This is a genomic window from Thiocapsa sp. UBA6158 (assembly GCF_002423035.1).
Classification (GTDB): domain Bacteria; phylum Pseudomonadota; class Gammaproteobacteria; order Chromatiales; family Chromatiaceae; genus Thiocapsa.
In genome coordinates, this window is sequence record NZ_DIUM01000029.1 from 1 (window position 1) to 23,768 (window position 23,768).

Consider the following 23,768-nt stretch of genomic DNA (forward strand, 5'->3'; position numbering starts at 1 on the left):
CGCGCATCAGTTTCGGTCGCACCCCCGTCCGGCGCCCCTAAGGCGCGCCGGCGCCCGTTCCCGTATAATAGGCCGTGTTTAGGCTGCAGCCTTTCCCGGCGTCGAACTCTCCGACAGCGTTGCGCACCATGCTTCCAAAAAGGCGTGATGCGGCGACCGATCAACGGTCGCGCAGCGATCGCTTGCGAGCCCTCCCACCGATCCAGCATTTCGACCAGGCCACATGACCTACGATTCAACAAGCATCAAAGTCCTTCGCGGACTCGACGCGGTCCGTAAGCGGCCGGGCATGTACATCGGCGACACGGACGACGGTACCGGACTCCACCACATGGTCTTCGAAGTCGTCGACAACTCCATCGATGAAGCCCTTGCCGGCCATTGCAACAACATCCGCGTGATTCTTCACGGTGACGGCTCGGTGTCCGTGACCGACAACGGGCGAGGCATCCCGGTCGACATTCATTCCGAGGAACAAAGGTCTGCGGCCGAAGTGATCCTCACGGTCCTGCATGCAGGGGGAAAGTTCGACGACAACTCCTACAAGGTTTCGGGAGGGCTCCACGGTGTCGGGGTGTCGGTCGTCAACGCACTCTCCGACCGACTTTTCTTGAAGATATCCAGGGGCGGTCGCCTCTATCAGCAGGAGTACCACCTCGGGGAACCTCAGTACCCGCTCAAGCTCGTCGGAGACACCGATGCAACGGGGACGGAAATCCGCTTTTATCCATCAGACCAAACTTTTACTCATATCGAATTCCATTACGACATCCTCGCTAAACGACTTCGCGAACTCTCCTTCCTCAACTCCGGCGTGCGTATCGAGTTGTTCGAAGAGGCGACCGGTCGAGAGGACATCTTCGAGTATCAGGGCGGCATCCGGGCCTTCGTCGAGCACCTGAACCAGAACAAAGAGCCGATCCATCCGAGCGTGATCCACTTCACTGCCGAGCGTCAATCGGTCACAGTCGAGCTGGCGATTCAGTGGAACAACGGCTATCAAGAGACGATCTTCTGCTACACCAACACTATCCCGCAGAAGGACGGCGGCACCCACCTGGCCGGACTGCGTGCCGGGTTGACCCGGACCTTGAACGCCTATATCGAGCGTGAGGGTCTTGACCGCAACCAGAAGATCCGACCGGTCGGCGACGATGCCCGCGAAGGCTTGACCGCGGTCCTGTCCGTAAAGGTGCCGGACCCGAAGTTCTCGTCGCAGACGAAAGATAAGCTGGTTTCCTCCGAGGTGAAGGCCATCGTTGAATCGCTCGTGGTCGAGCAGTTGAATATCTTCCTCGAGGAGCAGCCGGCAGAGGCGAAGGCTGTCGCCAATAAGATGCTCGAGGCCGCACGCGCGCGCGAGGCAGCCCGCAAGGCACGCGAGATGACGCGGCGCAAGGGCGTGCTCGATGTTGCGGGGCTGCCGGGCAAGCTTGCCGATTGCCAGGAAAAGGATCCGGCGAACTCAGAGCTGTATCTGGTCGAGGGTGACTCCGCAGGCGGTTCGGCTAAACAGGGGCGCGACCGAGCGTTCCAGGCAATTCTTCCGCTCAAGGGAAAGATCCTGAATGTCGAGAAGGCCCGTTTCGACAAGATGTTGTCCTCCGCCGAGGTCGGGACGCTGATCACCGCGCTGGGCTGCGGGATCGGGCGAGAAGAGTACAACCCGGACAATCTCCGCTATCACCGAATCATCATCATGACGGACGCCGACGTCGACGGCGCCCACATTCGAACACTTCTGTTGACCTTCTTTTACCGTCAGATGCCGGAGCTGGTGGAACGCGGCCACATCTTTATCGCCCAGCCGCCGCTCTACAAGATCAAAAAGGGAAAACAGGAGGAGTACCTGCTCGACGACGCGGCACTGAATCGTGCCATGCTCCAGGCCGCGCTGGACGGCGCCGATCTCCACGTCAATGCGGACACCGTGCCCTTGGCCCGTACCGCGCTCGAAACACTCGCGCGGGATTACCAGGTTTTTGTCGGAATCATCAAGCGTCTCTCGACTCGCTACGACGCGGTCTTTCTCGATGAACTGGCTAAGGCGCCACCGCTCGACGATGCGCTTTTGGCAGATGTCGGCGCATTCTCTGATTGGCGGAACAACATGGAGCGGCGTCTGAATCAGCTCGAGTCGCTGTCTCTGCACTACCAGCTTCGTCTCACCGATCCGACATCGCTTCGTCCGGGCGCGCTGGAGTTGGTCCGTTTGATCCACGGGATTCCGGAAAGCCGCATCATCCCGTCGGACTTCTTCCACACGGCGGACTACGCGAAGATCCTGGATTACGGCCGAAAGGTCGCCGGCCTGATCGAGCCGGGCGCCTACATCGCACGCGGCGAGCGCCGCAAGGACATCACCGAGTTGGGCGAGGGGATCCGATGGTTGCTTGCCGAGGCGCAGCGCGGGCACAGCATCCAGCGCTACAAAGGACTTGGCGAAATGAATCCCGACCAGCTCTGGGATACCACCATGAATCCGGAGACTCGGCGCCTGTTGCGGGTGACCATCGAGGATGCCGTGGGTGCCGACCAGATCTTCACCACACTGATGGGAGATCACGTCGAGCCGCGGCGAGAATTCATCGAGCGCAATGCGCTCAATGTCGAGAATCTGGACGTCTAAAGCGCGTCCGGTCCGGGCAATGCGGCGACCGTCGATTCGATCCACTCTTCCGCCGCTGCGTTGATCTCGGCAGCGCTCCGACCCGCGCTCGGGACGGTCGGCCCGATGACCAGGTCGATCGTCCCGGGTGTCTTGAGGATGCTGCGCCTTCCCCAGAAGAAGCCCGCATTATGCGCGATCGGCACGACCGGCCTGCCACTGCGCTCGGCCAGGACTGCCCCGCCGATAGCGTACGGATGGCGCGAACCCGGTGCGGTGCGCGTGCCTTCCGGAAAGACGATCACCCAGCGTCCGCCCTGCAGGTTGCGCAGGCCTTCGCGCACCAGCTCCACGATCGCTCGACGTCCCGCGGTCCGGTCGATCGGAATGCAGTGCAGGCGTCTCAAACCTGCTCCGAAGACAGGGATGCGCATCAATTCCTGTTTCAAGACCCAGCTCTGTCGAATCGGCAGTACTGCCCTCAGCGCGAGGATGTCCCATGCCGATTGATGCTTGCTCAAAACAATCGCGTTCTCGACAGGCAACCGTTCCAGTCCACTGATGCGGCAGCGCAGTCCACAGATCCATTTCAACGCCGCTAGATTGACCTTTGCCCAGCTTCGCGCGAGACGATCGAGACTCTCGTCCGATGCCATCGGACCGACGACGAGAAGAAGGGTGGAGTAGACGATAACCGACCCGATCAGAACGACCTGATACAGCAGCGAACGGGTCAGGGCCAACCCGCGAATCAGAGCGGCATTCAGCCTCTCCCCGAAGGTCGGCCTATTCATGGAGCAGTGCGTCGGCGACGGACGCGAGGTCGGCATAGACGGGTACTCCGGTTAGGGCAGGGGACCCACACGCCAACGTGTCTTCGCCTTTTCCCGTGCGAACCATCCAGGGGGTGGCCCCGGCAGCCCTTGCCGCCAAGATGTCGCCGAGGGAATCCCCGACAAAGCGCACGCCTGCGAGGTTCACCGAGAGTCGACTCCCGATCTCCTCGAGCATGCCGGGTTTGGGTTTACGGCAGCCGCAGCCGTCCTCGGGGCCATGCGGACAGTAGACGATCATCTCGATCCTTCCTCCCTGCTCAGCCAAAAGATCCCGGAGCTTGCGGTGCATGGTATCGAGGTCTGCCGGTGTCAGCAGGCCACGCGCCAATCCAGACTGATTCGTCGCAACGGCGATGCGATAACCTGCGTGGGAGAGCCGCACGATCGCATCGATGCTGCCCGGCAAAGGGATCCACTCGTCGATGGATTTGACGAAATGTTCCGAATCCTCGTTGATGACCCCGTCACGATCCAGAATCACGACCCGATCAACCATCACTTCCGCCCTCGCACACCCAGAAGCATCCGCCTATTGAGTTGACCCATCGATCATTCTTGGAGACGGGAAATATCCGCAACCAGCAGGAACAATCCAGCCAGTGAACGGAGCAGCCGGATACGGTTCTCGCGGATATCCGGATCCTCCGCCATCACCATGACCTGGTCGAAAAAGGTTTCCAGATCGGGTTCGAGATCGGATAGAAGACTCAAGACCCCGACATAGTCACGGGCGTTGGCAAGGGGCACAACCCGCGAGGAAAGTTCTTCGACTCGAGCGGCAAGACGGATCTCGGCAGGCTCTTTTAGCAGCTGCCTATTGGCTTCCGGATACACAGAGCCAGCACCGATGTCGATCCCAGCCTTGCTCAAAATGTTGCGGATACGTTTATTTGCCGCTGCAAGGGAGGCGGATCCGCTCATCGATCTGAAGGCCGTCACGGCGGCCAGACGCGCATCGAGATCGGCCGGTATGGTCACACCCGTGTGGAGGACCGCCTCGATCGTATCGGCGGAGACACCTCGCTCGTGGTAGTAAGCGCGCAAACGATCGATCACATACGCAAGGGCTGCAGCCTCGACGTCCTTGCTCAAGAGTCCTGCCGGATAGGCGGATGCCGCCAAAGCGATGAGCGCATGCAGGTCGAGCTCCAAAGGGGTCTCGATCAGGATACGCAGCACGCCGATCGACGCACGTCTCAGACCGTAAGGGTCCTTGGCGCCTGTAGGACGCAGCCCGATGCCGAAGATCCCGACCAGCGTATCGATCCGATCGGCGATCGCCAGGGCCCTTCCGCACGGGCTCGCCGGAAGGACATCGCCTGCGAACCTCGGCAGATACTGCTCTTCCATTGCAGCACAGACGCAGGGATCTTCTTTCGCGTGCTCGGCGTAATAACGCCCCATCGTCCCCTGAAGGTCGGGAAACTCGCAGACCATCGAAGTGACCAGGTCGCAGCGCGAGAGCCGAGCGGCGCGGGCAGCGAGATCCGGATCGACACCGATCGAGGACGCAAGACCCCGTGCCAGACTTGCTACTCTGGCGCTCTTCTCGGCGACGGTGCCGAGCCGATCTTGGAAGACGACGGTCTCTAGGCGCTCGGCGTATCCTTCCAACGGCTGCTTGAGATCCTGGGCCCAAAAAAAAGCTGCATCCGCGAAACGAGGACGGATCACGCGTTCGTTGCCTGCACGGATCTGATCCGGATCGCGGCTCTCGATGTTGGCGACCGTGATGAAGGATGCCTGCAAGGTCCCCGAGGCGTCCTCGACCGGGAAGTATTTCTGGTTCGAGCGCATCGTCTCGATCAGAACCTCGGGGGGAATGGCGAGATACGCCGTGTCGAAGCGGCCCAAAATCGCCCTTGGCCATTCCACCAAGGCCGTGACCTCATCGAGCAGTGCGTCATCGACTTGCGCGCGAAGCCCAATGGCCGAAGCCAGCGCCTCGACCTGGTTGCGAACCAGATCGCGCCGCCGCTTGAAATCCGGCTCGACGGACCCGCACGAGCGCAGCAGCTCGGCGTATTCCGTCGCTTCAGGTAGGTTGATCGGCTCGGGGTGATGGAAGCGATGTCCGTGAGTGTGGCGACCGGCCTCGATGCCCAGGATGCGGCCCGGTATCGCCTCGCTCCCCAGGATCAAGCAGACCCAGTGGACCGGACGCACGAACTCTTCCAAGCCCTCGCCCCAGCGCATCCGTTTGGGAATGGGAAGACGGGCCAGTGTGGCGTCCGTCAACTCGGGCACCAACGAGGCGGTGAGTGCGCCGGGCACCGTGCTTCGAAATGCCAGCCATTCGCCCTTGTCCGTGACCTCGCGAACGAGTGTATCGATCGGCACCCCGCAAGACCTGGCGAAACCCAAAGCGGCCTTGGTCGGCTGGCCGTCGGGTGCGAACGCGGACCCAACGGCAGGTCCGCGCCGCAGAATCTCCCGATCCGGTTGCCGGGTCAGGATGCCGCGTACCAAAAGGGCCAATCGACGTGGTGAGGCGAAGGGCTCGATCGTCTCGAAGCCGATGCCGGCACCGTCGAGTTTCTCGCGAAAACCCGCGACAAAGGCGTGCGAGAGTGCGAGCAAGGCGGTCGGAGGGAGTTCTTCGGTTCCGATCTCGACCAGAAGGTTACTGGTTGCGTCCACAGTCGTCTCCCGTCAGCGGGTCAGCATCGGGAAGCCGAGGGCCTCCCGACGGTCGTAATAAGCCTGGGCGACGGCTCGCGAAAGGGTGCGTACCCGCAAGATGAAGCGCTGCCGCTCCGTGACCGAGATCGCGCCGCGCGCATCGAGCAGGTTGAAGGTGTGCGATGCCTTCAAGACCTGCTCGTAGGCCGGCAGCGGGAGGCCTTTCTCGACCATGGCAGCACTGGCCGCCTCGCAGGTGTCGAACTGTCTGAACAAGGCTTCGACGTCCGCATGCTCGAAGTTGTAGGCGGACTGCTCGACCTCGTTTTGATGATAGACATCCCCGTAGGTGACAACGCCCGCCTGGGTTTGGCTCCAAATCAGGTCGTAGACGCTCTCGACACCTTGCAGATACATGGCGATCCGTTCGAGGCCGTAGGTGATCTCTCCGGTCACCGGCCGACAATCGAGTCCCCCCACCTGCTGAAAGTAGGTGAACTGGGTCACCTCCATCCCGTTGAGCCAAACCTCCCAGCCGAGCCCCCAGGCACCCAAGGTCGGTGATTCCCAGTTGTCTTCGACGAATCGGATATCATGCACGAGCGGATCGATCCCGAGACGGCGCAGCGAGTCGAGGTAGAGATCCTGGATCTCGAGCGGCGAAGGTTTCAGAACGACCTGATATTGGTAGTAATGCTGTAGGCGATTGGGATTCTCGCCGTAACGCCCGTCGGTCGGACGACGCGAGGGTTGGACATAGGCGCTGCGCCAAGGCTCGGGCCCGATGGATCGCAGAAACGTCGCCGGATGAAAGGTTCCTGCGCCTACCTCCATGTCGAGTGGCTGAAGGATGACGCATCCCTGCTCGGCCCAGTAACGCTCGAGGGCAAAAACGAGGCCCTGAAAGGTCGAGACATCCTCGCGATCGAGACTCAAGATCGTACTCCTTCGGCCCAGTGTTGATGAAAATCAGGCAGTATAGCGCCGATCGGCGAGGCTGCGGCAACGTTACAACCATCGCCGACGGGGTCCGATCGGCACGGCTGATCCGCGGGGATCGTCTCGCCGCGACCGCCGGTCCGCGCAAATCGCGCCATCGCCTGGTACCCTAGCGGCATCGACTCCTCGAATCCCCGGCCCCGAGCCGGCCTCCAAACCCAACCTTGATTCTTCCCGCCATGCGCAGGTCCAAAGACGCGTCAGCCGAACGCCGCCACGCCGTGACACACACGGCCATCGTCGGGGCGGCGATCAATCTCGTGCTGTCCGTCGTGAAGATCATCGCAGGGGTCTTCGGACACTCTCAAGCGCTCGTTGCCGACGGGATCCATTCGCTCTCGGATCTCTTCTCCGACCTGTTGGTCCTGTTGGCCGGCCGCCGCGCCAGCCAAGAACCCGATCACGATCATCCATATGGGCACGCCCGGTACGAAACGGTCGCAACCCTTCTGCTGGGTTTACTGCTGATCGCCGTGGCCGTCGGCATTGCCTGGGATTCCATCGAGCGGTTGTTTCAGCCGGCAGCCTTACTCCAGCCGGAGCCATTGACACTGCTCGCGGCCTTGGCATCGATCCTGGCCAAGGAATGGCTTTACTGGTGGACGCTCGGCTATGCCAAGCGCGTCAAGTCGGATCTGCTGCGCGCCAATGCCTGGCACCATCGAACGGATGCCGTGTCTTCGGTGGTTGTCCTGGTCGGGATTGCCGGGACCATGGCCGGCCTGGCCTATCTGGACGCGATCGCGGCGGTCGTGGTCGCGATCATGATCGCAAAGATCGGTTGGGAGCTGGGCTGGGAGGCCATCAACGAACTGGTCGATACCGGGCTTGAAACCGAGCGGCTGAAGGAGGTCAAGGAGACCATTCGATCGGTCGGCGGCGTGCGTGACATCCACATGCTGCGGACTCGCCGCTATGCCGGACTGGTCTCGGCCGACGTCCATGTCCTGGTCGATCCACTCGTCAGCGTTTCCGAAGGGCACATGATCAGCCTTTTGGTGGAGCATCGACTCAAGCGCGAGATCGACGAGATCACCGATGTGACCGTGCATATCGATCCCGAAGACGACGATCGGTTTCCTCCTCCGGTCGGGCTTCCGTTGAGGGCCGAAGCGATGGCCCGCCTCGCTTCGCTCTGGTCGGCGATTCCGGAGGCGAACGAGCGTGAGCGGGTCGTCTTCCATTACATCCGGGGTCAGATCGACATCGAGGTCCATTTTCCGCTGGCCGCGTGCCGGCGACAGGGCGCGGATGCGGTCTTGCTGCGCGAGCGACTCGCCGCAGCGATCACGGACGATCCGGTGTTCCGCGATGTACGAATCCTGTTCGGGTAGTAGATGCACCATCTCGGTGCATTGTGACCCGATGAGCCTCATTGAGGTGCAAACATGCCGGAGCAGGCGGCGGAACCTCTTGTCCCGCGGTCCTCGGCGTCTGGTCTCGGGCGACTGCGATCAAGCAGCGACTCTTGTCGCGCTTAAAATCTCCTTATCAAAACAACGTATTGAGATCACTTCGGACCGATAGCTGTGCACCGATCCAGCCAGGGGGAGACCCCCAAAGATGTTTTGGCTCGGTAGATGCTAGACGGCCCCAAGGTGATCGACAGCGCCGGTTGTCCCCGGTGTCGTCTTCGACGCGGAGGACATCCAAACAGACCGACTCACTGCGACGCGCCGACCCATCGCGAGTCGTGCAGCCTGAAGGGCGACCTGCTAGGCTCCGAGCCGCCTCGATGCGCCCGATGCCGACAGAACGACCATGCCGCCGTCCGGCCATGTTTCCCCCGAACCCACAGCAGCGGAGAAATCCCAAATGACAGACGTGATCAAAATGATCAAGGACAACGACGTGAAGTTCGTCGACCTTCGCTTCACCGACACACGCGGCAAAGAGCAACACGTCTCGATGCCGGCGCGGGTGGTCGACGAAGACCTTTTCAGGGACGGCAAGATGTTCGACGGCTCGTCGATCGCGGGTTGGAAGGGAATCGAGGCGTCGGACATGGTCCTGATGCCGGAACCCTCCACCGCCGTCATGGATCCCTTCACGGACGAGAACACCCTGATCATCCGCTGCGATATCCTGGAACCCGACACCATGACCGGGTACGAGCGCGACCCGCGCTCCCTGGGCAAGCGCGCCGAAGCCTATCTGAAGTCGACGGGCATCGCCGATACGGCGTACTTCGGTCCGGAGCCCGAATTCTTTATTCTGGACGATGTGCGCTGGGGCGCGGACATGAGCGGCGCCTTCTACAAGATCGATTCCGAAGAGGCCGGCTGGAACTCGGAGCGTGTCTTCGCCGACGGCAATATGGGGCATCGCCCGAGCACGAAAGGCGGCTACTTCCCTGTCCAGCCGGTTGATTCGCTGAACGATATTCGCGCAGCTATGTGTCTGACGCTCGAAGAGATGGGTGTGCCGGTCGAGGTGCATCACCATGAGGTCGCAACCGCGGGCCAATGCGAGATCGGCACCCAGTTCGATACCCTTGTTTCACGCGCAGACAAAAACCAGATTACCAAGTATGTCGTTCAGAACGTCGCTCATGCCTACGGCAAGACGGCGACCTTTATGCCCAAGCCGTTGGTCGGCGACAACGGCAGCGGCATGCATGTGCATCAGTCGCTGAGCAAAGACGGCCAGAATATCTTCGCCGGCGACAAGTACGCAGGCTTGTCCGACACCGCACTCTATTACATCGGCGGTATCATCAAGCACGCCCGCTCTCTCAACGCCTTGACCAACCCTTCCACCAACTCGTACAAGCGTTTGGTGCCCGGCTTCGAAGCCCCCGTGATGCTCGCCTATTCGGCGCGCAACCGCTCCGCCTCCGTGCGAATTCCCTATGTCGCCAGCCCCAAGGGCCGCCGTATCGAGGTCCGTTTCCCCGATTCGACCTGCAACCCCTATCTGGCGTTTGCCGCGATGATGATGGCGGGTCTGGACGGCATCCAGAACAAAATCCATCCGGGCGATGCCATGGATAAGGATCTCTACGATTTGCCGCGCGAAGAGGCCAAGTCCATCCCGACGGTCTGCCACTCGCTGGATATGGCCTTGGAATACTTGGACAAGGACAGGGAATACCTCACCGCCGGCGGCGTCTTCACCGACGATCTGATCGATGCCTACATCGCTCTGAAGATGGGAGAGGTCACTCGCATCCGCATGACCACGCATCCGGTCGAGTTCGACATGTATTACAGTCTCTAAGCTCGAGCACCTTTCGGGCGTGTCGACGAGGCCCCGTAAGGGGCCTCTTTCGTTTCCGGTTGAGCCCGAAATCCGGGTCGACTATTCTTCGGGCATGATCAAACACCTGTTCGTCGCCCTCGTTCTATTTGCGCCCCAGGGGTCTAGCGCGGAGATCTTTCGCTGGGTCGACACCGACGGACGCACCCATTTCTCGGATCGACGACCACCGGATGCGGCGGCGCAGCGCATCGTTCCCGATACCGGTCCAGTCGGCGATTCCGCCCCGAAGGGTGAGGCCGCTGCGGGGTATGAGCCGTTTCTCGGACCCTACGCGGCCTTCGATATCCTGGTACCGACCACGGGAGCTGTCCTGATTCAGCCGATCGATACACTCGAAGTCCAGCTGCTGTTGGAGCCGCCGTTGCTCGACGGGCATCGTCTTGACCTCGTACTCGACGACCGCGAGGTCGCAGTCGAGGCGGGATCGACACGATTTCAGATTCAGGACGTCGGCTTCCAAGCGCACCGCATTCAAGCGCGCGTGCTCGATGCGCTCGGCAACGTCGTCGCCTCGACCCCGTTGCTGGCTGTCGAGCTGCGTCAATCGGCTCCCCCGGGGGTTTTACCCTAAGCTCCAGTTATTACACGGGCTTTCCCGATCGGCTCAGGCCCTCGCCGCGATGGTATGAGTTTCGCATGTCCTCGGTGTCGACATGCCGGCCCGAGTCCGCGTGTCGCGCCGTTCGCCTGCGTAGAGCCTCTCGCAGCCCGATCGTCGACGCCAAACCCTCCGTCTTCGCGTGCGCCCTCGGTCACGCGCGAGCTTGTCAGCCGTTCGGATGAGTAATCATGAGTATTCAGCCAGCCCCGAAGCCGGCCCTAGAGCGGACGATTCTCGATCACCTGAACACGGCTGTCCTACTATTCGACAAGGAGTTACGTCTCCTTTACCTCAATCCCGCCGCCGAGATGCTCTTTGAGATCAGCGCGCGACACATGATCGGACACCATGCTCTGGACCTCCTTCCCTGCCCCGACCATCAGGTTGAAGAGCGTCTGAAAGCCGCCTTGGATTCACGGCACCCCTTTACCGAGCGAGAGATCAATGTCGTTGCGGGCGACGGGCGCACCAAGACGGTGAACTGCACCGTCTTGCCGCTGCACCATTTCGATGCGCAGGATCAAGTGCTCGTCGAGCTCGCGCAGGTCGACCGCCAACTTCGGATCACCCGCGAGGAACATCTGCTTTCTCAGCACCAGGCAACCCAGGCCCTGATCCGCGGTTTAGCTCACGAGATCAAGAACCCGCTCGGCGGACTGCGCGGTGCCGCGCAGTTGCTCGAACAGGAGCTACCCGACCCTGGGTTGCGTGAATACACGCGAATCATCATCGACGAGGCCGACCGGCTCCAGGACCTGGTCAACCGGATGGTCGGCCCCAATCGCTTGCCGCGGCGTGCCTCGGTCAATATCCACAATGTCCTCGAGCATGTCCGTGGACTTATCCTCGCGGAGTCGCCGACGGGGCCGCGCGTGCAGCGTGACTATGACCCGAGTATCCCGGATTTCATGGCCGATCAGGACCGCTTGATTCAGGCATTCCTGAACCTGGCTCGCAACGCCGCCGCCGCCGCCGGAGTGACTGGACGCATCGAGCTGCGCACTCGGGTCCTGCGTCAATTCACGATCGGAAACCGACGTCATCGACTTGTGCTGCAGGCGCAGATTCGTGATGACGGACCCGGAATCCCGCAGGAGATCGAGGATCGAATCTTTTTTCCGATGGTCTCTGGTCATCAAGGCGGTACCGGGCTGGGCCTACCCATTGCCCAAGAGCTCATCAATCAACATGGAGGCCTCATCGAGTGCGAGAGTCGGCCTGGCGAGACAACGTTTTACGTCTATCTGCCGTTGGAGACGGACTATGAATAATCGCGAGCCCAAGGTCTGGGTCATCGACGACGACAGGTCCATCCGCTGGGTGCTCGAGCGCGCATTGCGCAAGGCGGAGATGCACGTGACCTGTTTCTCCAACGGGGTCGGAGTCATGGAGGCGCTCCAGCGCGAGCAGCCCGATGTCATCCTGACCGATATCCGCATGCCGGGAATCGACGGGTTGGATCTTCTGCGACAGGTCTCGGCCCGCTATCCCGGGCTGCCCGTGATCATCATGACCGCACATTCCGATCTCGACAGCGCGGTGTCTGCCTTTCATGGCGGTGCCTTCGAATATCTGCCCAAACCATTTGATCTCGACGAGGCTGTCGGACAGGTCAACCGGGCTTGTCGGCGCGGTCGCGAGGAGCGCCCGGAAGAGATCCCGATGACCAAAGCGCCGGATATCATCGGCGAGGCCCCGGCCATGCAGGAGGTCTTTCGGGCAATCGGCCGTCTTGCGCGCTCCAACATCACGGTTCTGATCAACGGAGAATCCGGAACCGGGAAAGAGTTGGTCGCACGCGCACTGCACCGCCACAGTCCGCGCAGCGATCGACCCTTCATCGCCCTGAACATGGCTGCAATCCCGAGAGATCTCCTGGAATCGGAGCTGTTCGGCCATGAGCGCGGCTCATTCACGGGGGCTCAAAGTCGCCGTGAAGGGCGATTCGAGCAAGCCGACGGCGGGACCTTGTTCCTCGACGAGATCGGCGATATGCCCGCCGAGCTTCAAACCCGACTCCTGCGGGTCCTCGCCGATGGCGAGTTCTATCGTGTCGGCGGCGTTGCCCCGACGCGGGTGGACGTGCGGATCATCGCGGCGACACACCAGAACCTCGAAGAATTGGTTCGGCAAGGCCGTTTTCGCGAAGACTTGTTCCATCGTCTCAACGTCATCCGGATTCATCTCCCCGCGCTGCGCAATCGGCGCGAAGACGTCCCCGTCTTGATGCGGCACTTCCTCGCCCAAGCGGCCTTGGAGCTGACGTGCGAGCCGAAGGTACTCGCGCCGAGCGCGATCGAGTATCTGAAACGGCTCGACTGGCCCGGCAATGTTCGCCAGCTCGAGAACACCGCCCGATGGGTCACGGTCATGGCCTCGGGCAAAGAGATTCACGCCGAGGATCTCCCGCCCGAGCTCAACGCCTCCTTTTCCGAGCCGGTTCGCGACGAGCCGTGGGAGACCGTGTTTCGCCGCTGGGTTCGACAAAGCCTCAAACAGGGCCAGGGTGCCTTGCTTGACACGGCCATGCCGGTGTTCGAGCAAATCCTTATCCAGACTGCCTTGGAGCATACCGGTGGGCGTCGGCAAGAGGCCGCGCGACTCCTCGGCTGGGGACGCAACACCCTGACCCGAAAGATCAAAGAGCTACAACTGGATATCGAGACAGACCCGGAGGAGCCCTCGGCGGATGAGGATTCGGTACGGAGCCCCCAAATCGGATAAGCGGACCGAGGATACGCCAAGCGGTCATCGCTCCGCTGAATCCACTCTTGGTAGCGAATGACAGATTCGGAGAATGACTTGGACAGTATGAGTATCGACCTGAAGGGCTCGGAGATCTCGTCGATCGATCTGGAGGGCGGACGCCTGAGCCTACGTTTCTCGCGGGCCTATCTCGTTAAGACGATGACGGGCTCGAGCGAACGCACGCGTTGGCAGCAGGCAGGGGACTTAGTCATCGACGGGGTCGAGGAAACCTCGACGATTCCGAGCGGCCCGCTTGTCTGTGGAGGAGGCGATATCGAAGAAAACATCTTCACCTATCGCGATATGGTCCCGATCCCGCTCGAGAGTCGAGGACATGCGCGGTGTGTGCTGAAGTTCGAGGGGGTTGCGGAACCGTTTGTCGCACAGGGAACGGCGATCAGACTGGATATGCGCGAAACACCCAAATACATCGAGCACTTACGCTGATCTGCGTTTTGCGCAGACCCTTTTCGATGTGAGCCGCGTCCGACATTCCGGACGCGGGCTCCAGCACTGCCGTGCGGATCTGATCAGTTACGCGCCGAGCCGACGATCTCATGGGCAATGTCGACAACGCGGTTGGCCATGTCCTGGTATTCCTGCCGATAGTTGAGGAGCAAGCCGTCCGTCGCCGCCCAGTAATCCTTGCCCGAAACCCCGTGCTCATGCTCGTAGTCGATGAACTGCTTCTGCATCCCGAGCATCTTCTCGATCAACTCCTGCTTTTCCTTCTTCAGCGCGGCGATATCGCTCATGTCGGTGTCCTCATAGGGTTTTTGGCCGCCCTGGAGCGGCGGAGTTAGAAGTTTCACAAACCTTAATATAGCATGCAGCGAGATGTCCCGGTCAACCGCCAAACCTGTTCGTGGGTCGATCGATTCCGACCGCGACCGACCTGCTCGCCCACGCCCGACCCACCTGGATCAGCAATGTTCGATGTCATCCTCTACGAGCCCGAGATTCCGCCCAATACCGGCAATGTCATGCGCCTTTGTGCCAACAGCGGCCTGCGACTCAATCTGATCGAGCCCCTCGGATTCGTGCTGGAGGATCGTCTGCTCCGGCGTGCCGGGCTCGACTACCGGGAATGGGCCGAGGTTGAAGTCTACCCGTCTATGGAGACCTGTCTCGGAGCGATTCGTCCACAGCGCCTCTTCGCGCTTACGACCCGAGGCACGACCGCTTATACGAGCCCGCACTACAAAGCCGGCGACGCATTCGTTTTCGGCCCGGAGACACGAGGTCTACCGCAAGCCTTGCTCGACACCCTCCCGAGCGATCGGTGCCTTTACATTCCGATGCGTCCGGGCAATCGCAGCCTCAATCTCTCGAATGCCGTTGCGGTCGTCGCTTTCGAGGCATGGCGTCAAACGGGGTTCGATGGGGCTGTCGCACGGGGGGAGTGAGCCGCGTCCCGGGCGGGCGCGGCTGACACGATCGATCAAGGCTACCGATCACGCCGAACGCGGTTCAGCCGAACTCCGCCTTCGGCTCGCGCTCAAGCAAGGCTCGGGTTGCTCCTTCGGGCGAGACGCCTTCGTAGAGCACGCGGTAGACCTGCTCGCTGATCGGCATCTCGATGCCTAATCGGGAGGCGAGCCGATGCATGGCAAGCGCGGTCACGACACCTTCGACCTCTTGGCCGATCTTGGCCTGTGCATCCGCCAAGCTCGCTCCTGCAGCGAGCGCAAGCCCCATCCGCCGATTCCGCGACTGGTTGTCCGTGCAGGTCAGGACTAAATCGCCGATGCCCGCGAGACCCATGAAGGTCTCCTTGCGACCGCCCAAGGCGGTGCCGACCCGAATCAGCTCGGCAAGCCCTCGCGTGATGAGCGCGGCGCGGGTATTGGCACCGAACCCGAGACCGTCCGCGATCCCGGTGGCAATCGCGAGCACGTTCTTGGCAGCTCCGCAGACCTCGACACCGACCATGTCCGAGCTCGTATAGGCGCGAAACCGCTCCCCGTGGAGAAGCCGTGCAATCCGCTCGGCGAACGACGAATCGGCCGAGGCGACCGTCACGGCGGTCGGGAGTCCGTGCGCGACCTCTTGAGCAAAGCTGGGTCCGGACACCACCGCGAGCGCGCGGGCGCCGAGGCTCTCCTGCGCGACGGTGTGGAGCAGCTCCCCGCTTGCCGGATCGAGACCCTTGGTTGCCCAAGCCACGCCCATCGCAGCAGGAAGTTGCCGCGCGATCTGTTCCGACACGCGCCGAAACGCGTGACTCGGAACCACGATCAGGCAGTCGCTCGCCCCGGCGAGCGCCTCCTCCAGCGAGGCAGTCGAAGTTACGCCCTCGGGAAGCTGGACCCCCGGCAGGAAAAGGCGGTTCTCGCCGTCGCGACGCAAGGAGGCGATCTGCTCGATCTCGTGACCCCACAGCCGCACCCGGTGTCCATTTCGGCACAGCAGGATGGCGAGAGCCGTCCCCCAGGATCCGGCACCCAGAACCGCGATTACGGCCTGCGTGGAATCGGCCGGCATGATCGCGCTCAATGCTGGCTCGACTGCTCGGCTGCCTCGCTCTTGGCGCGCTGCATCGCTTCCTGTTGATGCTGCGCAAAAAGCGCGTCGAAATTGACATGCTGGAGAACGAGCTGCGGGAAGCTGCCCTTGGACACGAGATCGGAGACGACCTCGCGGGCGTAAGGAAAGAGCAGATTGGGACAGTAGGCACCGACCATGGCGCCCATTTCCTGTTCGGCAAAACCGACGATGCCGAAGATGCCCGCTTGCTGGACCTCGACGATAAAGGCCGTCTTGTCCCCGAGCTGTGCCGAGACGGTCACGGAGAGCACGACCTCGAAAAGGTCGTCCTGGATCCGATTGACCTTGGTGCTGACATTGAGCTCATGCGTGGGCTTCCACTCACCGCGAAAGATGTCCGGTGAATTGGGAGACTCAAATGACGCGTCTTTGACGTAGACCCGCTGGACGGAAAACTGTCGCTCAGTTTGGGGGCGCGGCTCGTTGCCTTGCGCGTTCTCGGCCATGTTGTAATTCCTGATCGAAGACTGGATCGAAGTTTGGATGAAAGGCAGGTGAGTGGTTCGGTGCCGGCGTGGTCGATCCCTAAACGGGAATCGGCATCCCGCTCAGCGTTTCTTGCGGGTGAGCGGGAGGCTTGCTGCTTCCCAGGCCATGATGCCGCCGTGCAGGTTGAAGACCTGCTCGAATCCTTCCTTTCGCAGCTGGCTGCAGGCCATCGCCGACTGAGCACCGGAGCGGCAGTTGATGATGATCGGCTTGGCCTTGTGTTTTGTCAGCGTGGCGATCTGGTTCTTGAACCCGTTCATCGGGACGTTGATCGCATTGATGATGTGGCCCTTTGCAAAATCGGCCGCCGGGCGAACATCGATGACGACCGCGTCCTGGTGGTTGATCATCTCGGTGGCCGCCAAAGGCTCGACGCTGCCTTTACCGCCCACGATGATGTTGTGGGTCAGCAAGCCCAAGATGACGAACAAGGCCACGAAGAGGTACCAGTGGCTTCCGACGAACTCCATGATTTGGTCTAACAGCATCGCTCTGCGATCTCGTTGATTGGGCAGGACTTATGGAGCGCCGCAACCGGCGCCTCGACCTCTGGTCGAGCGCACCGGGGCAACAGTTGCCCGCGACTGCCCTTGGACTGATTAAGGTACTGGATTATAAGGAGACGGGACGCAGGCGTCATCCCGGAGTGCGTCGACTCAGTGGGTGTGCTGGCAGAAGACCTCGCGCATCATCCCGATCAGCTGGAGGGTCCTTCCGTCGCTCACCCGGTAGTACACGCGGTTGGCATCTTTGCGCGAGGCAAGTATGCCCTTGTCGCGCAGAATCGCCAGATGTTGGGAGATGTTGCTCTGCGAAGTCCCGACGTGGTCCACGATCTCCTGGACGCTGACCTCCTGGTCGCCCAGGGTGCAGAGGATTTTTAGCCGCAAGGGGTGCGACATGGCTTTCAGCGATCGGGAGGCCCGCTCGATGTCGGCATCGTCCGCGAACAGGTTGATCGCGTCGCGGTCATCGACCGGGTCGTTCAGGACCGGGCGGGAAGGCTGGCTCAGATTGCTCACCATCGGATCCTGTCTCATCAATTATTAACAATACAATAATAAACTCTTTCCGGCGGCGTGCGAAGCGCATCGACCCCGCCGCCGAGCCTTGCCCGACGACGGCGGTCGCGCTGCCGAAGGTCGAGGGTCCGAGCGCTCGGTTGTCGGTTCGTTCGGGTGTTTCCGATCGGGCCTCCGACGATGCGTATAATCAGGCGACCGATTCGCACCACGATCCCTTTACTGCCGCCGTGCCCAGGACCGTCGCAACAGGACCTCCCGAGCGGCTTCGCCGCAAGCTGCACGACCACAAGCGTCCCCGAGCGCTGGATTGGATCGCGCACCGCTTGGCGCGCCTGGCGCTGGCATGCGTCCTGGTGACGACGCCGGCGGCCGCGCTGGAGACGGCATCCGAGGAGTCCTTGGATTCGCGCACGAAGGACCTTCAAGAGATTCAGCGGCAGGTCGAGTCGATCGGTCGCGAGCTCATCGAGCAGCACGCGGACCGCCGTGCCTTGATCGCGGAGCTCGAGGTGCGGGAGCGCGAGGTTGCCGAGGCGGCCGTCAGCGGCAGAGAGTTGGCGCAGGCTGTTGCCGAGCAGACCCGCGTCGCGGAGGCGCTGCGGATGCGTCATCTCGAGGAGTACGCGGCACTCGAGCAGGAGCTTGCACTCTGGGCGGACCTGGTGCGCACCGCTTATGTGATGGGTCGGGCCGATCGGCTGCGTCTTCTATTAAATCAAGAGGATACCGCTCAAGCGAGCCGTATCCTATCGTATTTCGCGTACTTGAACCGAGAACAGCTCCGTCGGATTACCGCCATCCAGGCGCGCGTCGAGCGGCTGACGCGCTTGGCCCACGACGCCGAGCAGGAGGCGGAACGCCTGATCGATCTCGCACGCCGGCAAGAGGCGGCGCGGCTCCGCTTGGAGGCCGCGCGGGAAGAACGCGCCGCGGTCTTGAGTCGATTGGAAGCCAGCATCGCCGGCCGAACGGAGAATCTCGAGGTCCTCGAACAGGATGCCGAAGCGCTGCGGCTCTTGGTCGAGCACCTGCGTCAGCGTGCTCAGATCCGTGCCGAGCTCGATATTCGGCGCGATCCGTTTCCGGAGCGCCGAGGGCGTTTGTCATGGCCCCTGCTTCACGGGGAGGTCGTTGCCGAGTTCGGAACGCTCAAACCCGATTTCGAGCTGCGCTGGGACGGCGTTTTGCTGGCGGCGCGACAAGGCGAAGAGGTGCGCGCCGTGCATGACGGGCGGGTGATCCACGCCGATTGGCTGCGTGGGTTCGGGCTGCTCTTGGTGATCGATCACGGAGAGGGCTACATGTCGATCTATGGCCACAACGAGGCGCTTCTGAAGGAAACCGGCGAGTGGGTAGCCAGCGGCGAGGTCATCGCCCTGAGTGGCGACAGCGGCGGTCGGGACGAGCCCGTGCTCTACTTTGCAATCCGTCACAACGGCAAGCCGCAGGATCCCTCGGGCTGGTGCGGCGGAGCGGCTCGGCAGTGATCTCTCCGGAGCGGGCCGAGGCGATCTTTACGGGCTGCGGGAACGCGTCGGCACGGAACCGATCAAAGCACAACGCAGTCCACAACCCGGGCCTTCCCTCGGCGAGGCCGTCTGCAATCAAGCGTCGGGATCAACCTGACGGAGGCAGCGAAAACATGCGATGCTAAGTCATCGTTCCGCAATCGCGGATCGGATGTGTCCGGCCGACCGATGCAGGCCCCGCCGAGCGGCGGGTCGACCCCAACCGACGTGATGCCATGATGTATGCCATGACCCGACGCCTACCCTTTGCCTCGACCTTGATTCTCGGGCTTTGTCTCGCCTGGCCCGGAGCGCCGGGTGATCGCGCCTTCGCCGAAACGATCGACAACCCGGATATCCCCGAAACCATGGCCACGACGGCCGAGACGGCGAGCGAGCTCCCGCTCGGCGATCTGCGAACCTTTGCCGAGGTCTTCGGGCGCATCAAAGAAGAGTACGTCGAGGGCGTTCAGGACGAGCTCCTCCTCGAGGGCGCGATCCGTGGCATGCTCGCGGGTCTCGACCCGCACTCGGCCTATCTCGACAACGAGGAGTTCCAGGATCTCCAGGTCGGTACACGCGGCGAGTTCGGCGGTCTCGGGATCGAGGTCGGAATGGAAGACGGCTTTGTGAAGGTGATCGCGCCGATCGACGATACGCCCGCACAACGCGCCGGCCTTCAGACCGGCGATACCATCGTGCGCATCGACCAGAAGCCGGTGAAGGGGATGAGCCTGAACGATGCAGTGACCTTGATGCGGGGCGAGCCCGGCACGGTCATCGAGCTGACCATCATGCGCTCAGGCGACGAGCCTCCGTTCGACGTCACGCTCGAGCGGGCCGTCATTCAGGTTGCCAGTGTACGCAGCCGCACGCTCGCGCCCGGCTTCGGCTACATTCGGGTCTCGCATTTTCAATCGCGTACCACCGAGGACGTGCTCGCGGCGGTCGACACCCTCAAGGGCGAAAACGACGGTACGCTGAAGGGTCTGGTGCTCGATCTGCGCAACAATCCCGGCGGCGTGCTCAACAGCGCAGTCGGGGTGAGCGACGCCTTTCTGACCGGCGGTCTGATTGTTTACACCGAGGGTCGGCAGGAAGACAGCAAGCTCCAGTTCCAGGCCGGACCCGACGATATCCTGTCCGGTGCTCCGATCGTCGTCCTGGTCAACGGCGGCAGCGCCTCGGCGTCCGAGATCGTTGCCGGTGCACTGCAGGACCACAAACGCGCGATCGTCATGGGCAACCAGACGTTCGGCAAGGGCTCGGTCCAGACCATCGTGCCGATCGACGACACGACTGCGCTCAAGCTCACGACCGCCCGTTACTTCACACCTTCGGGGCGTTCGATCCAGGCTCAGGGCATCACCCCGGACATCGAGCTCGAGCGCGGCGAGTTCAAACCCTTGGAGGCGAGCGGGGTGCAGGATCTGAAGGAGTCCGATCTGGCGCGTCACCTCGAGGAGAATGCCCCGGAGGACGCCTCGGAGGAGAGTGCCGCGAAGAGTTCGCTTGTCGCCGAAGATTTTCAACTGGCTGAAGCGCTCAACGTTTTAAGAGGATTGAATATTTTGGGTCGGATAGGCAATCCCTAGCCGGCACCTTCGAGCGACGCACGCCGAGGCGTCCTTGATCCATATCGGAGTCGATACATGCCCAGCGTACTCGTCCCGCTCGCTCAGGGATGCGAAGAGCTCGAGGCCGTGACCATCATCGATCTGCTGCGCCGTGCCGCGCTCGATGTGGTGACGGCCGGGCTGGATAACCGGCCGGTGACCGCGAGCCGGGGCACCCTGCTGGTCGCCGACACCAGACTCGAGGATGTCGTGGAGCGGCCCTTCGACATGATCGTCTTGCCGGGCGGATTGTCGGGCGCCGACCATCTCGCGGAGGATCCTCGCATCATCGCTTTGCTTCGAAGTCAGTACGCGGCGGGCCGTTTTACCGCGGCGATCTGCGCCGCGCCGAAGGTCCTCGCGCGTGCGGGACTGCTCGACGGGCGATCGGCGACCGTCTACCCTGGAGCCGTGGATCCCGCGGCCTATCCTAAGGTTGAATTCACCGACGCCGCGGTCGTTGTCGACGGCACGATCGTGACCTCGCGCGGCCCCGGCACCGCGATGGACTTCGCTTTGCAACTGATCGAGCTTCTGCTCGGACGCGAATCGCGCGACCAGGTCGAGCGCGGATTGGCCCGAACCCTCTGACGGGAGGCCGAAGCCGCCGGCCCGGATACCCGTGAGCCCAGGATATCAAGGACCATGCCCCTCGACACGTCGATCTCGGCTGCCGCAACCCTCGTCTCGTTTTTGTTGAGTGTCGCCGCAACCCGTTGGCTGGCCTCACACGGCGCTGCCGGTCGCGGACCGCTTGACTACCCCAACGCGCGCTCGCTGCACAGCACGCCGGTGCCGCGCAGCGGCGGCCTCGCCGTTCTGCTCGGCTCGAGCGCACCGCTTCTGGTACTGGCCGCTCTCGGGACCTCTACGCCCGAGCTGGGCTGGGTCGCGGCAGCCTTGCTGCCGGTCGCGGGCATCGCTTATCTCGACGACCTCGGGGAGGTTTCGCGTCGTCTGAGGCTCGTCGCCCAGGTCGGTGCCGCCCTGCTGTTGATGAGCGGCGGTCTGTGCTGGACACTGTTCGATCTGCCGGGATGGGTCCTGGTCTTTCCGGGATGGGTCGCTGTCGTGCTGACCCTCGTTTATGTCGTCTGGCTCGTCAATCTGTACAACTTCATGGACGGGATGGACGGCTTCGCCGCAGGGATGGCGCTTTTCGGATTCTCTGCGTTCGCGATCCTGGGCTGGTCCGGAGGCGAGTCCGTCTTTGCGCTGGCTTCGGCTTGCGTCGCCGTCGCGAGCGCCGGGTTTCTAACTGGCAATTTTCCGCCGGCACGGATCTTTCTGGGTGATGCAGGTTCGTCGAGTCTAGGGTTGTTCGTGGCCGCCTTCTCGCTGTGGGGCGCCCATCTCGGACTCTTTCCGCTGTGGAGCGCCTGGCTCGCCTTCTCGCCCTTCATCCTGGATGCAACCTGGACCCTGCTGGCCCGTCTGGCGCGGCGCGAGCGCATCTGGGAGCCGCATCGCTCGCATCACTATCAGCGATTGGTTCTGGCGGGATGGAGCCATCGGCAAACCTTGTTGCGGGCCTATCCCCTCATGGCCGCCGCGGCCGCCTGCGCCGTGGCCTCACCGCATCTCCCACCGCATGAGCAGTGGCTGCTGATCGGGGCTTGGGCGATGATCTATGCCTTGATCCATCTGAAGGTACGCTTGGTCGAGCGCACCGCATCGACGGAGTCTTCATGATTGCCGAACAAATGATCCGTCCGAGGCCGTCCAAGACCGGAGGAATGCCGATGCATGACGACGCCGTCCTCGAAGAAGCACCGAGCATCAGCGCGACGCGTGATGACCTCGACGCCATGTCCGCCGGGTCGCAGACGTTCGCGGCAACCCTCGACTCCGCCGTTTCTCCGGCCGCCGCCATCTCTCGGCCGGCCAACGGCGATCCGACCCCGGAGGATGCGGTCTCCCACTCTGCGGAGCCGCCTCCGGAAGGACGCGTCGTCGCGCACCTGCATGCATCCGGGAAACTCTCGCCCGGCGATCTCGGGCGGGCGAGGCGTCTCGCCGACGAGGCCGGCGACCCACTCTTGCCGATGCTCGTCCGTCTGGGACTCATCTCCGAGCGCGACATGGCGCAGGCGATGTCGGATGTGCTCGCGCTGCCCCTGGCCGACGCGAGCACCTTCCCGTCCGAGCCGGTGCACGACGATCTCTTCAGTCTGCGATTTCTCAAGGACGCCAAGGTGCTTCCCTTATTCGAGGACGAGGACGGCATCCAGATCGCTTTTGCCCATCCGATCGATCGTTTCACGGTCGAGGCCATGCAGATGGCGGCGGGCAAGCCCGTGAAGGCATTTGTGGGCTTGCCGAGCGAGATCGAGCTGGCACTGGAGCGCCTCTACGAGAAGGTCGAAGAGGCCCCGGAGAGCGCCGAAGGAGCGCTCGGCGAATTCGACGAGGAGGACATCGAGCACCTCAAGGATCTGGCCAGCGAGGCCCCGGTCATCCGGATGGTCAACCAGCTGATCCAAAAGGCGCTCGAATCGCGCGCATCGGATATCCACATCGAGCCCTTCGCCGATCAGCTCAAGGTGCGTTACCGCGTCGACGGGATCCTCAAGGAGGTCGATGCACCCCCGGTGCGCTCGACCGCCGCCGTCATCTCGCGCGTGAAGATCATGGCCAAGCTCAACATCGCCGAGCGGCGCCTACCTCAGGACGGGCGCATCCCGATCCGGATCCAGGGTCGCGAGCTGGACCTACGTGTCTCCACCGTTCCGACCATGTTCGGCGAGAGCGTGGTGATGCGTTTGCTCGACAAGGAAAGCGTGCGCTTCGACCTAGACGCGCTCGGCTTCGATGGCTCTCCGCGCGAGCGCCTCAGGCTCATCCTCGAGAAACCCTACGGCATCCTTCTGGTGACCGGGCCGACCGGCTCGGGCAAGAGCACCACGCT

The 23,768-nt window shown here is 62.4% G+C and carries 21 protein-coding genes and 1 pseudogene; 13 read left to right on the forward strand and 9 right to left on the reverse strand.

Going from position 1 to position 23,768, the window contains the following annotated elements:
• Window positions 1-223: 223 nt before the first annotated feature.
• Window positions 224-2,629 carry a DNA topoisomerase (ATP-hydrolyzing) subunit B gene (gene gyrB / locus B4N44_RS04345; RefSeq protein WP_296697281.1) on the forward strand — a complete coding sequence of 802 codons (2,406 nt, stop codon included), beginning with the start codon at window positions 224-226 and terminating at the stop codon, window positions 2,627-2,629.
• Here gyrB and B4N44_RS04350 read toward each other — a convergent pair.
• Genes B4N44_RS04350 through glyQ form a run of 4 tightly spaced genes read right to left on the reverse strand, consistent with a single transcriptional unit; the run spans window position 2,626 to window position 7,002 of the window.
• On the reverse strand, window positions 2,626-3,402 hold the full coding sequence (locus tag B4N44_RS04350) for a lysophospholipid acyltransferase family protein (protein ID WP_296697283.1): 777 nt from the start codon (window positions 3,400-3,402) through the stop codon (window positions 2,626-2,628). The genes gyrB and B4N44_RS04350 overlap by 4 nt on opposite strands.
• Window positions 3,395-3,940, reverse strand: coding sequence for a D-glycero-beta-D-manno-heptose 1,7-bisphosphate 7-phosphatase (gene gmhB / locus B4N44_RS04355; protein WP_296697285.1), 546 nt, complete (start codon window positions 3,938-3,940; stop codon window positions 3,395-3,397). The genes B4N44_RS04350 and gmhB overlap by 8 nt, the downstream gene beginning before the upstream one ends.
• Before the next feature lie 53 nt (window positions 3,941-3,993).
• A complete protein-coding gene (gene glyS, locus B4N44_RS04360; protein ID WP_296697286.1) occupies window positions 3,994-6,084 on the reverse strand; it encodes a glycine--tRNA ligase subunit beta in 2,091 nt (696 codons plus the stop codon).
• Window positions 6,085-6,096: 12 nt separating this feature from the next.
• Window positions 6,097-7,002: a glycine--tRNA ligase subunit alpha gene (gene glyQ / locus B4N44_RS04365; RefSeq protein WP_296697288.1), complete on the reverse strand. Its 906-nt coding sequence runs from the start codon at window positions 7,000-7,002 to the stop codon at window positions 6,097-6,099.
• A 242-nt stretch (window positions 7,003-7,244) separates the two neighbouring features.
• Here glyQ and B4N44_RS04370 point away from each other — a divergent pair, with 242 nt between their 5' ends.
• The 6 genes from B4N44_RS04370 (at window position 7,245) to B4N44_RS04395 (ending at window position 14,122) form a co-directional block, all read left to right on the forward strand.
• Complete coding sequence (locus B4N44_RS04370) at window positions 7,245-8,399, forward strand: cation diffusion facilitator family transporter (protein ID WP_296697290.1); 1,155 nt, start codon at window positions 7,245-7,247, stop codon at window positions 8,397-8,399.
• 481 nt (window positions 8,400-8,880) lie between these two features.
• Complete coding sequence (glnA, locus tag B4N44_RS04375; protein WP_296697292.1) at window positions 8,881-10,284, forward strand: glutamate--ammonia ligase; 1,404 nt, start codon at window positions 8,881-8,883, stop codon at window positions 10,282-10,284.
• Window positions 10,285-10,378: 94 nt separating this feature from the next.
• Window positions 10,379-10,897: a DUF4124 domain-containing protein gene (locus B4N44_RS04380; protein ID WP_296697294.1), complete on the forward strand. Its 519-nt coding sequence runs from the start codon at window positions 10,379-10,381 to the stop codon at window positions 10,895-10,897.
• A gap of 218 nt (window positions 10,898-11,115) precedes the next feature.
• Window positions 11,116-12,198, forward strand: a complete 1,083-nt coding sequence (gene glnL, locus B4N44_RS04385; RefSeq protein WP_296697295.1) for a nitrogen regulation protein NR(II) — start codon at window positions 11,116-11,118, stop codon at window positions 12,196-12,198.
• Window positions 12,191-13,651 (forward strand): nitrogen regulation protein NR(I), encoded by a 1,461-nt coding sequence (ntrC, locus tag B4N44_RS04390; protein WP_296697297.1) that lies wholly within the window; start codon window positions 12,191-12,193, stop codon window positions 13,649-13,651. The genes glnL and ntrC overlap by 8 nt, the downstream gene beginning before the upstream one ends.
• Before the next feature lie 87 nt (window positions 13,652-13,738).
• The gene (locus B4N44_RS04395) at window positions 13,739-14,122 is read left to right on the forward strand and encodes a hypothetical protein (protein WP_349681063.1); all 384 of its coding nucleotides are present in this window, start codon (window positions 13,739-13,741) and stop codon (window positions 14,120-14,122) included.
• An 83-nt stretch (window positions 14,123-14,205) separates the two neighbouring features.
• On the opposite strand, the gene B4N44_RS04400 is transcribed toward B4N44_RS04395, so the two are convergent.
• Window positions 14,206-14,430 (reverse strand): hypothetical protein, encoded by a 225-nt coding sequence (locus tag B4N44_RS04400; protein ID WP_296697300.1) that lies wholly within the window; start codon window positions 14,428-14,430, stop codon window positions 14,206-14,208.
• A 174-nt stretch (window positions 14,431-14,604) separates the two neighbouring features.
• Here B4N44_RS04400 and B4N44_RS04405 point away from each other — a divergent pair, with 174 nt between their 5' ends.
• Entirely contained in the window at window positions 14,605-15,081 is a 477-nt protein-coding gene (locus tag B4N44_RS04405; RefSeq protein ID WP_296697302.1) for a tRNA (cytidine(34)-2'-O)-methyltransferase, read from the forward strand.
• 64 nt (window positions 15,082-15,145) lie between these two features.
• Here the strand turns inward: B4N44_RS04405 and B4N44_RS04410 are convergent, their stop codons facing one another.
• The 4 genes from B4N44_RS04410 to B4N44_RS04425 form a co-directional block, all read right to left on the reverse strand.
• Window positions 15,146-16,159, reverse strand: coding sequence for an NAD(P)H-dependent glycerol-3-phosphate dehydrogenase (locus B4N44_RS04410; protein WP_296697303.1), 1,014 nt, complete (start codon window positions 16,157-16,159; stop codon window positions 15,146-15,148).
• A gap of 8 nt (window positions 16,160-16,167) precedes the next feature.
• Window positions 16,168-16,668 carry a protein-export chaperone SecB gene (secB, locus tag B4N44_RS04415; RefSeq protein WP_296697305.1) on the reverse strand — a complete coding sequence of 167 codons (501 nt, stop codon included), beginning with the start codon at window positions 16,666-16,668 and terminating at the stop codon, window positions 16,168-16,170.
• A gap of 102 nt (window positions 16,669-16,770) precedes the next feature.
• Window positions 16,771-17,199, reverse strand: a complete 429-nt coding sequence (locus tag B4N44_RS04420; RefSeq protein ID WP_296697307.1) for a rhodanese-like domain-containing protein — start codon at window positions 17,197-17,199, stop codon at window positions 16,771-16,773.
• 168 nt (window positions 17,200-17,367) lie between these two features.
• The gene (locus tag B4N44_RS04425; RefSeq protein WP_296697308.1) at window positions 17,368-17,736 is read right to left on the reverse strand and encodes an ArsR/SmtB family transcription factor; all 369 of its coding nucleotides are present in this window, start codon (window positions 17,734-17,736) and stop codon (window positions 17,368-17,370) included.
• Between the two features lie 227 nt (window positions 17,737-17,963).
• On the opposite strand from B4N44_RS04425, the gene B4N44_RS04430 reads away from it, so the two are divergent.
• From B4N44_RS04430 to B4N44_RS04450, 5 genes and pseudogenes are all read left to right on the forward strand, one after another.
• On the forward strand, window positions 17,964-19,223 hold the full coding sequence (locus B4N44_RS04430; protein WP_296697310.1) for a murein hydrolase activator EnvC family protein: 1,260 nt from the start codon (window positions 17,964-17,966) through the stop codon (window positions 19,221-19,223).
• A 257-nt stretch (window positions 19,224-19,480) separates the two neighbouring features.
• A complete protein-coding gene (locus B4N44_RS04435) occupies window positions 19,481-20,839 on the forward strand; it encodes a S41 family peptidase (RefSeq protein WP_296697311.1) in 1,359 nt (452 codons plus the stop codon).
• A 57-nt stretch (window positions 20,840-20,896) separates the two neighbouring features.
• Window positions 20,897-21,451 carry a DJ-1 family glyoxalase III gene (locus B4N44_RS04440; RefSeq protein WP_296697312.1) on the forward strand — a complete coding sequence of 185 codons (555 nt, stop codon included), beginning with the start codon at window positions 20,897-20,899 and terminating at the stop codon, window positions 21,449-21,451.
• Window positions 21,452-21,505: 54 nt separating this feature from the next.
• Window positions 21,506-22,552 (forward strand): MraY family glycosyltransferase, encoded by a 1,047-nt coding sequence (locus B4N44_RS04445; RefSeq protein WP_296697314.1) that lies wholly within the window; start codon window positions 21,506-21,508, stop codon window positions 22,550-22,552.
• A gap of 50 nt (window positions 22,553-22,602) precedes the next feature.
• A pseudogene (locus tag B4N44_RS04450) lies at window positions 22,603-23,768 on the forward strand (GspE/PulE family protein); the annotation flags it as partial.

Bases quoted from the DNA above. Each gene is read 5' to 3' on its own strand.
- gyrB (WP_296697281.1), top strand. From the start codon at position 224: ATGACCTACGATTCAACAAGCATCAAAGTCCTTCGCGGACTCGACGCG.
- B4N44_RS04350 (WP_296697283.1), bottom strand. From the start codon at position 3,402: ATGAATAGGCCGACCTTCGGGGAGAGGCTGAATGCCGCTCTGATTCGC.
- gmhB (WP_296697285.1), bottom strand. From the start codon at position 3,940: ATGGTTGATCGGGTCGTGATTCTGGATCGTGACGGGGTCATCAACGAG.
- B4N44_RS04370 (WP_296697290.1), top strand. From the start codon at position 7,245: ATGCGCAGGTCCAAAGACGCGTCAGCCGAACGCCGCCACGCCGTGACA.
- glnA (WP_296697292.1), top strand. From the start codon at position 8,881: ATGACAGACGTGATCAAAATGATCAAGGACAACGACGTGAAGTTCGTC.
- B4N44_RS04380 (WP_296697294.1), top strand. From the start codon at position 10,379: ATGATCAAACACCTGTTCGTCGCCCTCGTTCTATTTGCGCCCCAGGGG.
- glnL (WP_296697295.1), top strand. From the start codon at position 11,116: ATGAGTATTCAGCCAGCCCCGAAGCCGGCCCTAGAGCGGACGATTCTC.
- ntrC (WP_296697297.1), top strand. From the start codon at position 12,191: ATGAATAATCGCGAGCCCAAGGTCTGGGTCATCGACGACGACAGGTCC.
- B4N44_RS04395 (WP_349681063.1), top strand. From the start codon at position 13,739: ATGAGTATCGACCTGAAGGGCTCGGAGATCTCGTCGATCGATCTGGAG.
- B4N44_RS04400 (WP_296697300.1), bottom strand. From the start codon at position 14,430: ATGAGCGATATCGCCGCGCTGAAGAAGGAAAAGCAGGAGTTGATCGAG.
- B4N44_RS04405 (WP_296697302.1), top strand. From the start codon at position 14,605: ATGTTCGATGTCATCCTCTACGAGCCCGAGATTCCGCCCAATACCGGC.
- B4N44_RS04410 (WP_296697303.1), bottom strand. From the start codon at position 16,159: ATGCCGGCCGATTCCACGCAGGCCGTAATCGCGGTTCTGGGTGCCGGA.
- secB (WP_296697305.1), bottom strand. From the start codon at position 16,668: ATGGCCGAGAACGCGCAAGGCAACGAGCCGCGCCCCCAAACTGAGCGA.
- B4N44_RS04420 (WP_296697307.1), bottom strand. From the start codon at position 17,199: ATGCTGTTAGACCAAATCATGGAGTTCGTCGGAAGCCACTGGTACCTC.
- B4N44_RS04425 (WP_296697308.1), bottom strand. From the start codon at position 17,736: ATGGTGAGCAATCTGAGCCAGCCTTCCCGCCCGGTCCTGAACGACCCG.
- B4N44_RS04435 (WP_296697311.1), top strand. From the start codon at position 19,481: ATGATGTATGCCATGACCCGACGCCTACCCTTTGCCTCGACCTTGATT.
- B4N44_RS04440 (WP_296697312.1), top strand. From the start codon at position 20,897: ATGCCCAGCGTACTCGTCCCGCTCGCTCAGGGATGCGAAGAGCTCGAG.
- B4N44_RS04445 (WP_296697314.1), top strand. From the start codon at position 21,506: ATGCCCCTCGACACGTCGATCTCGGCTGCCGCAACCCTCGTCTCGTTT.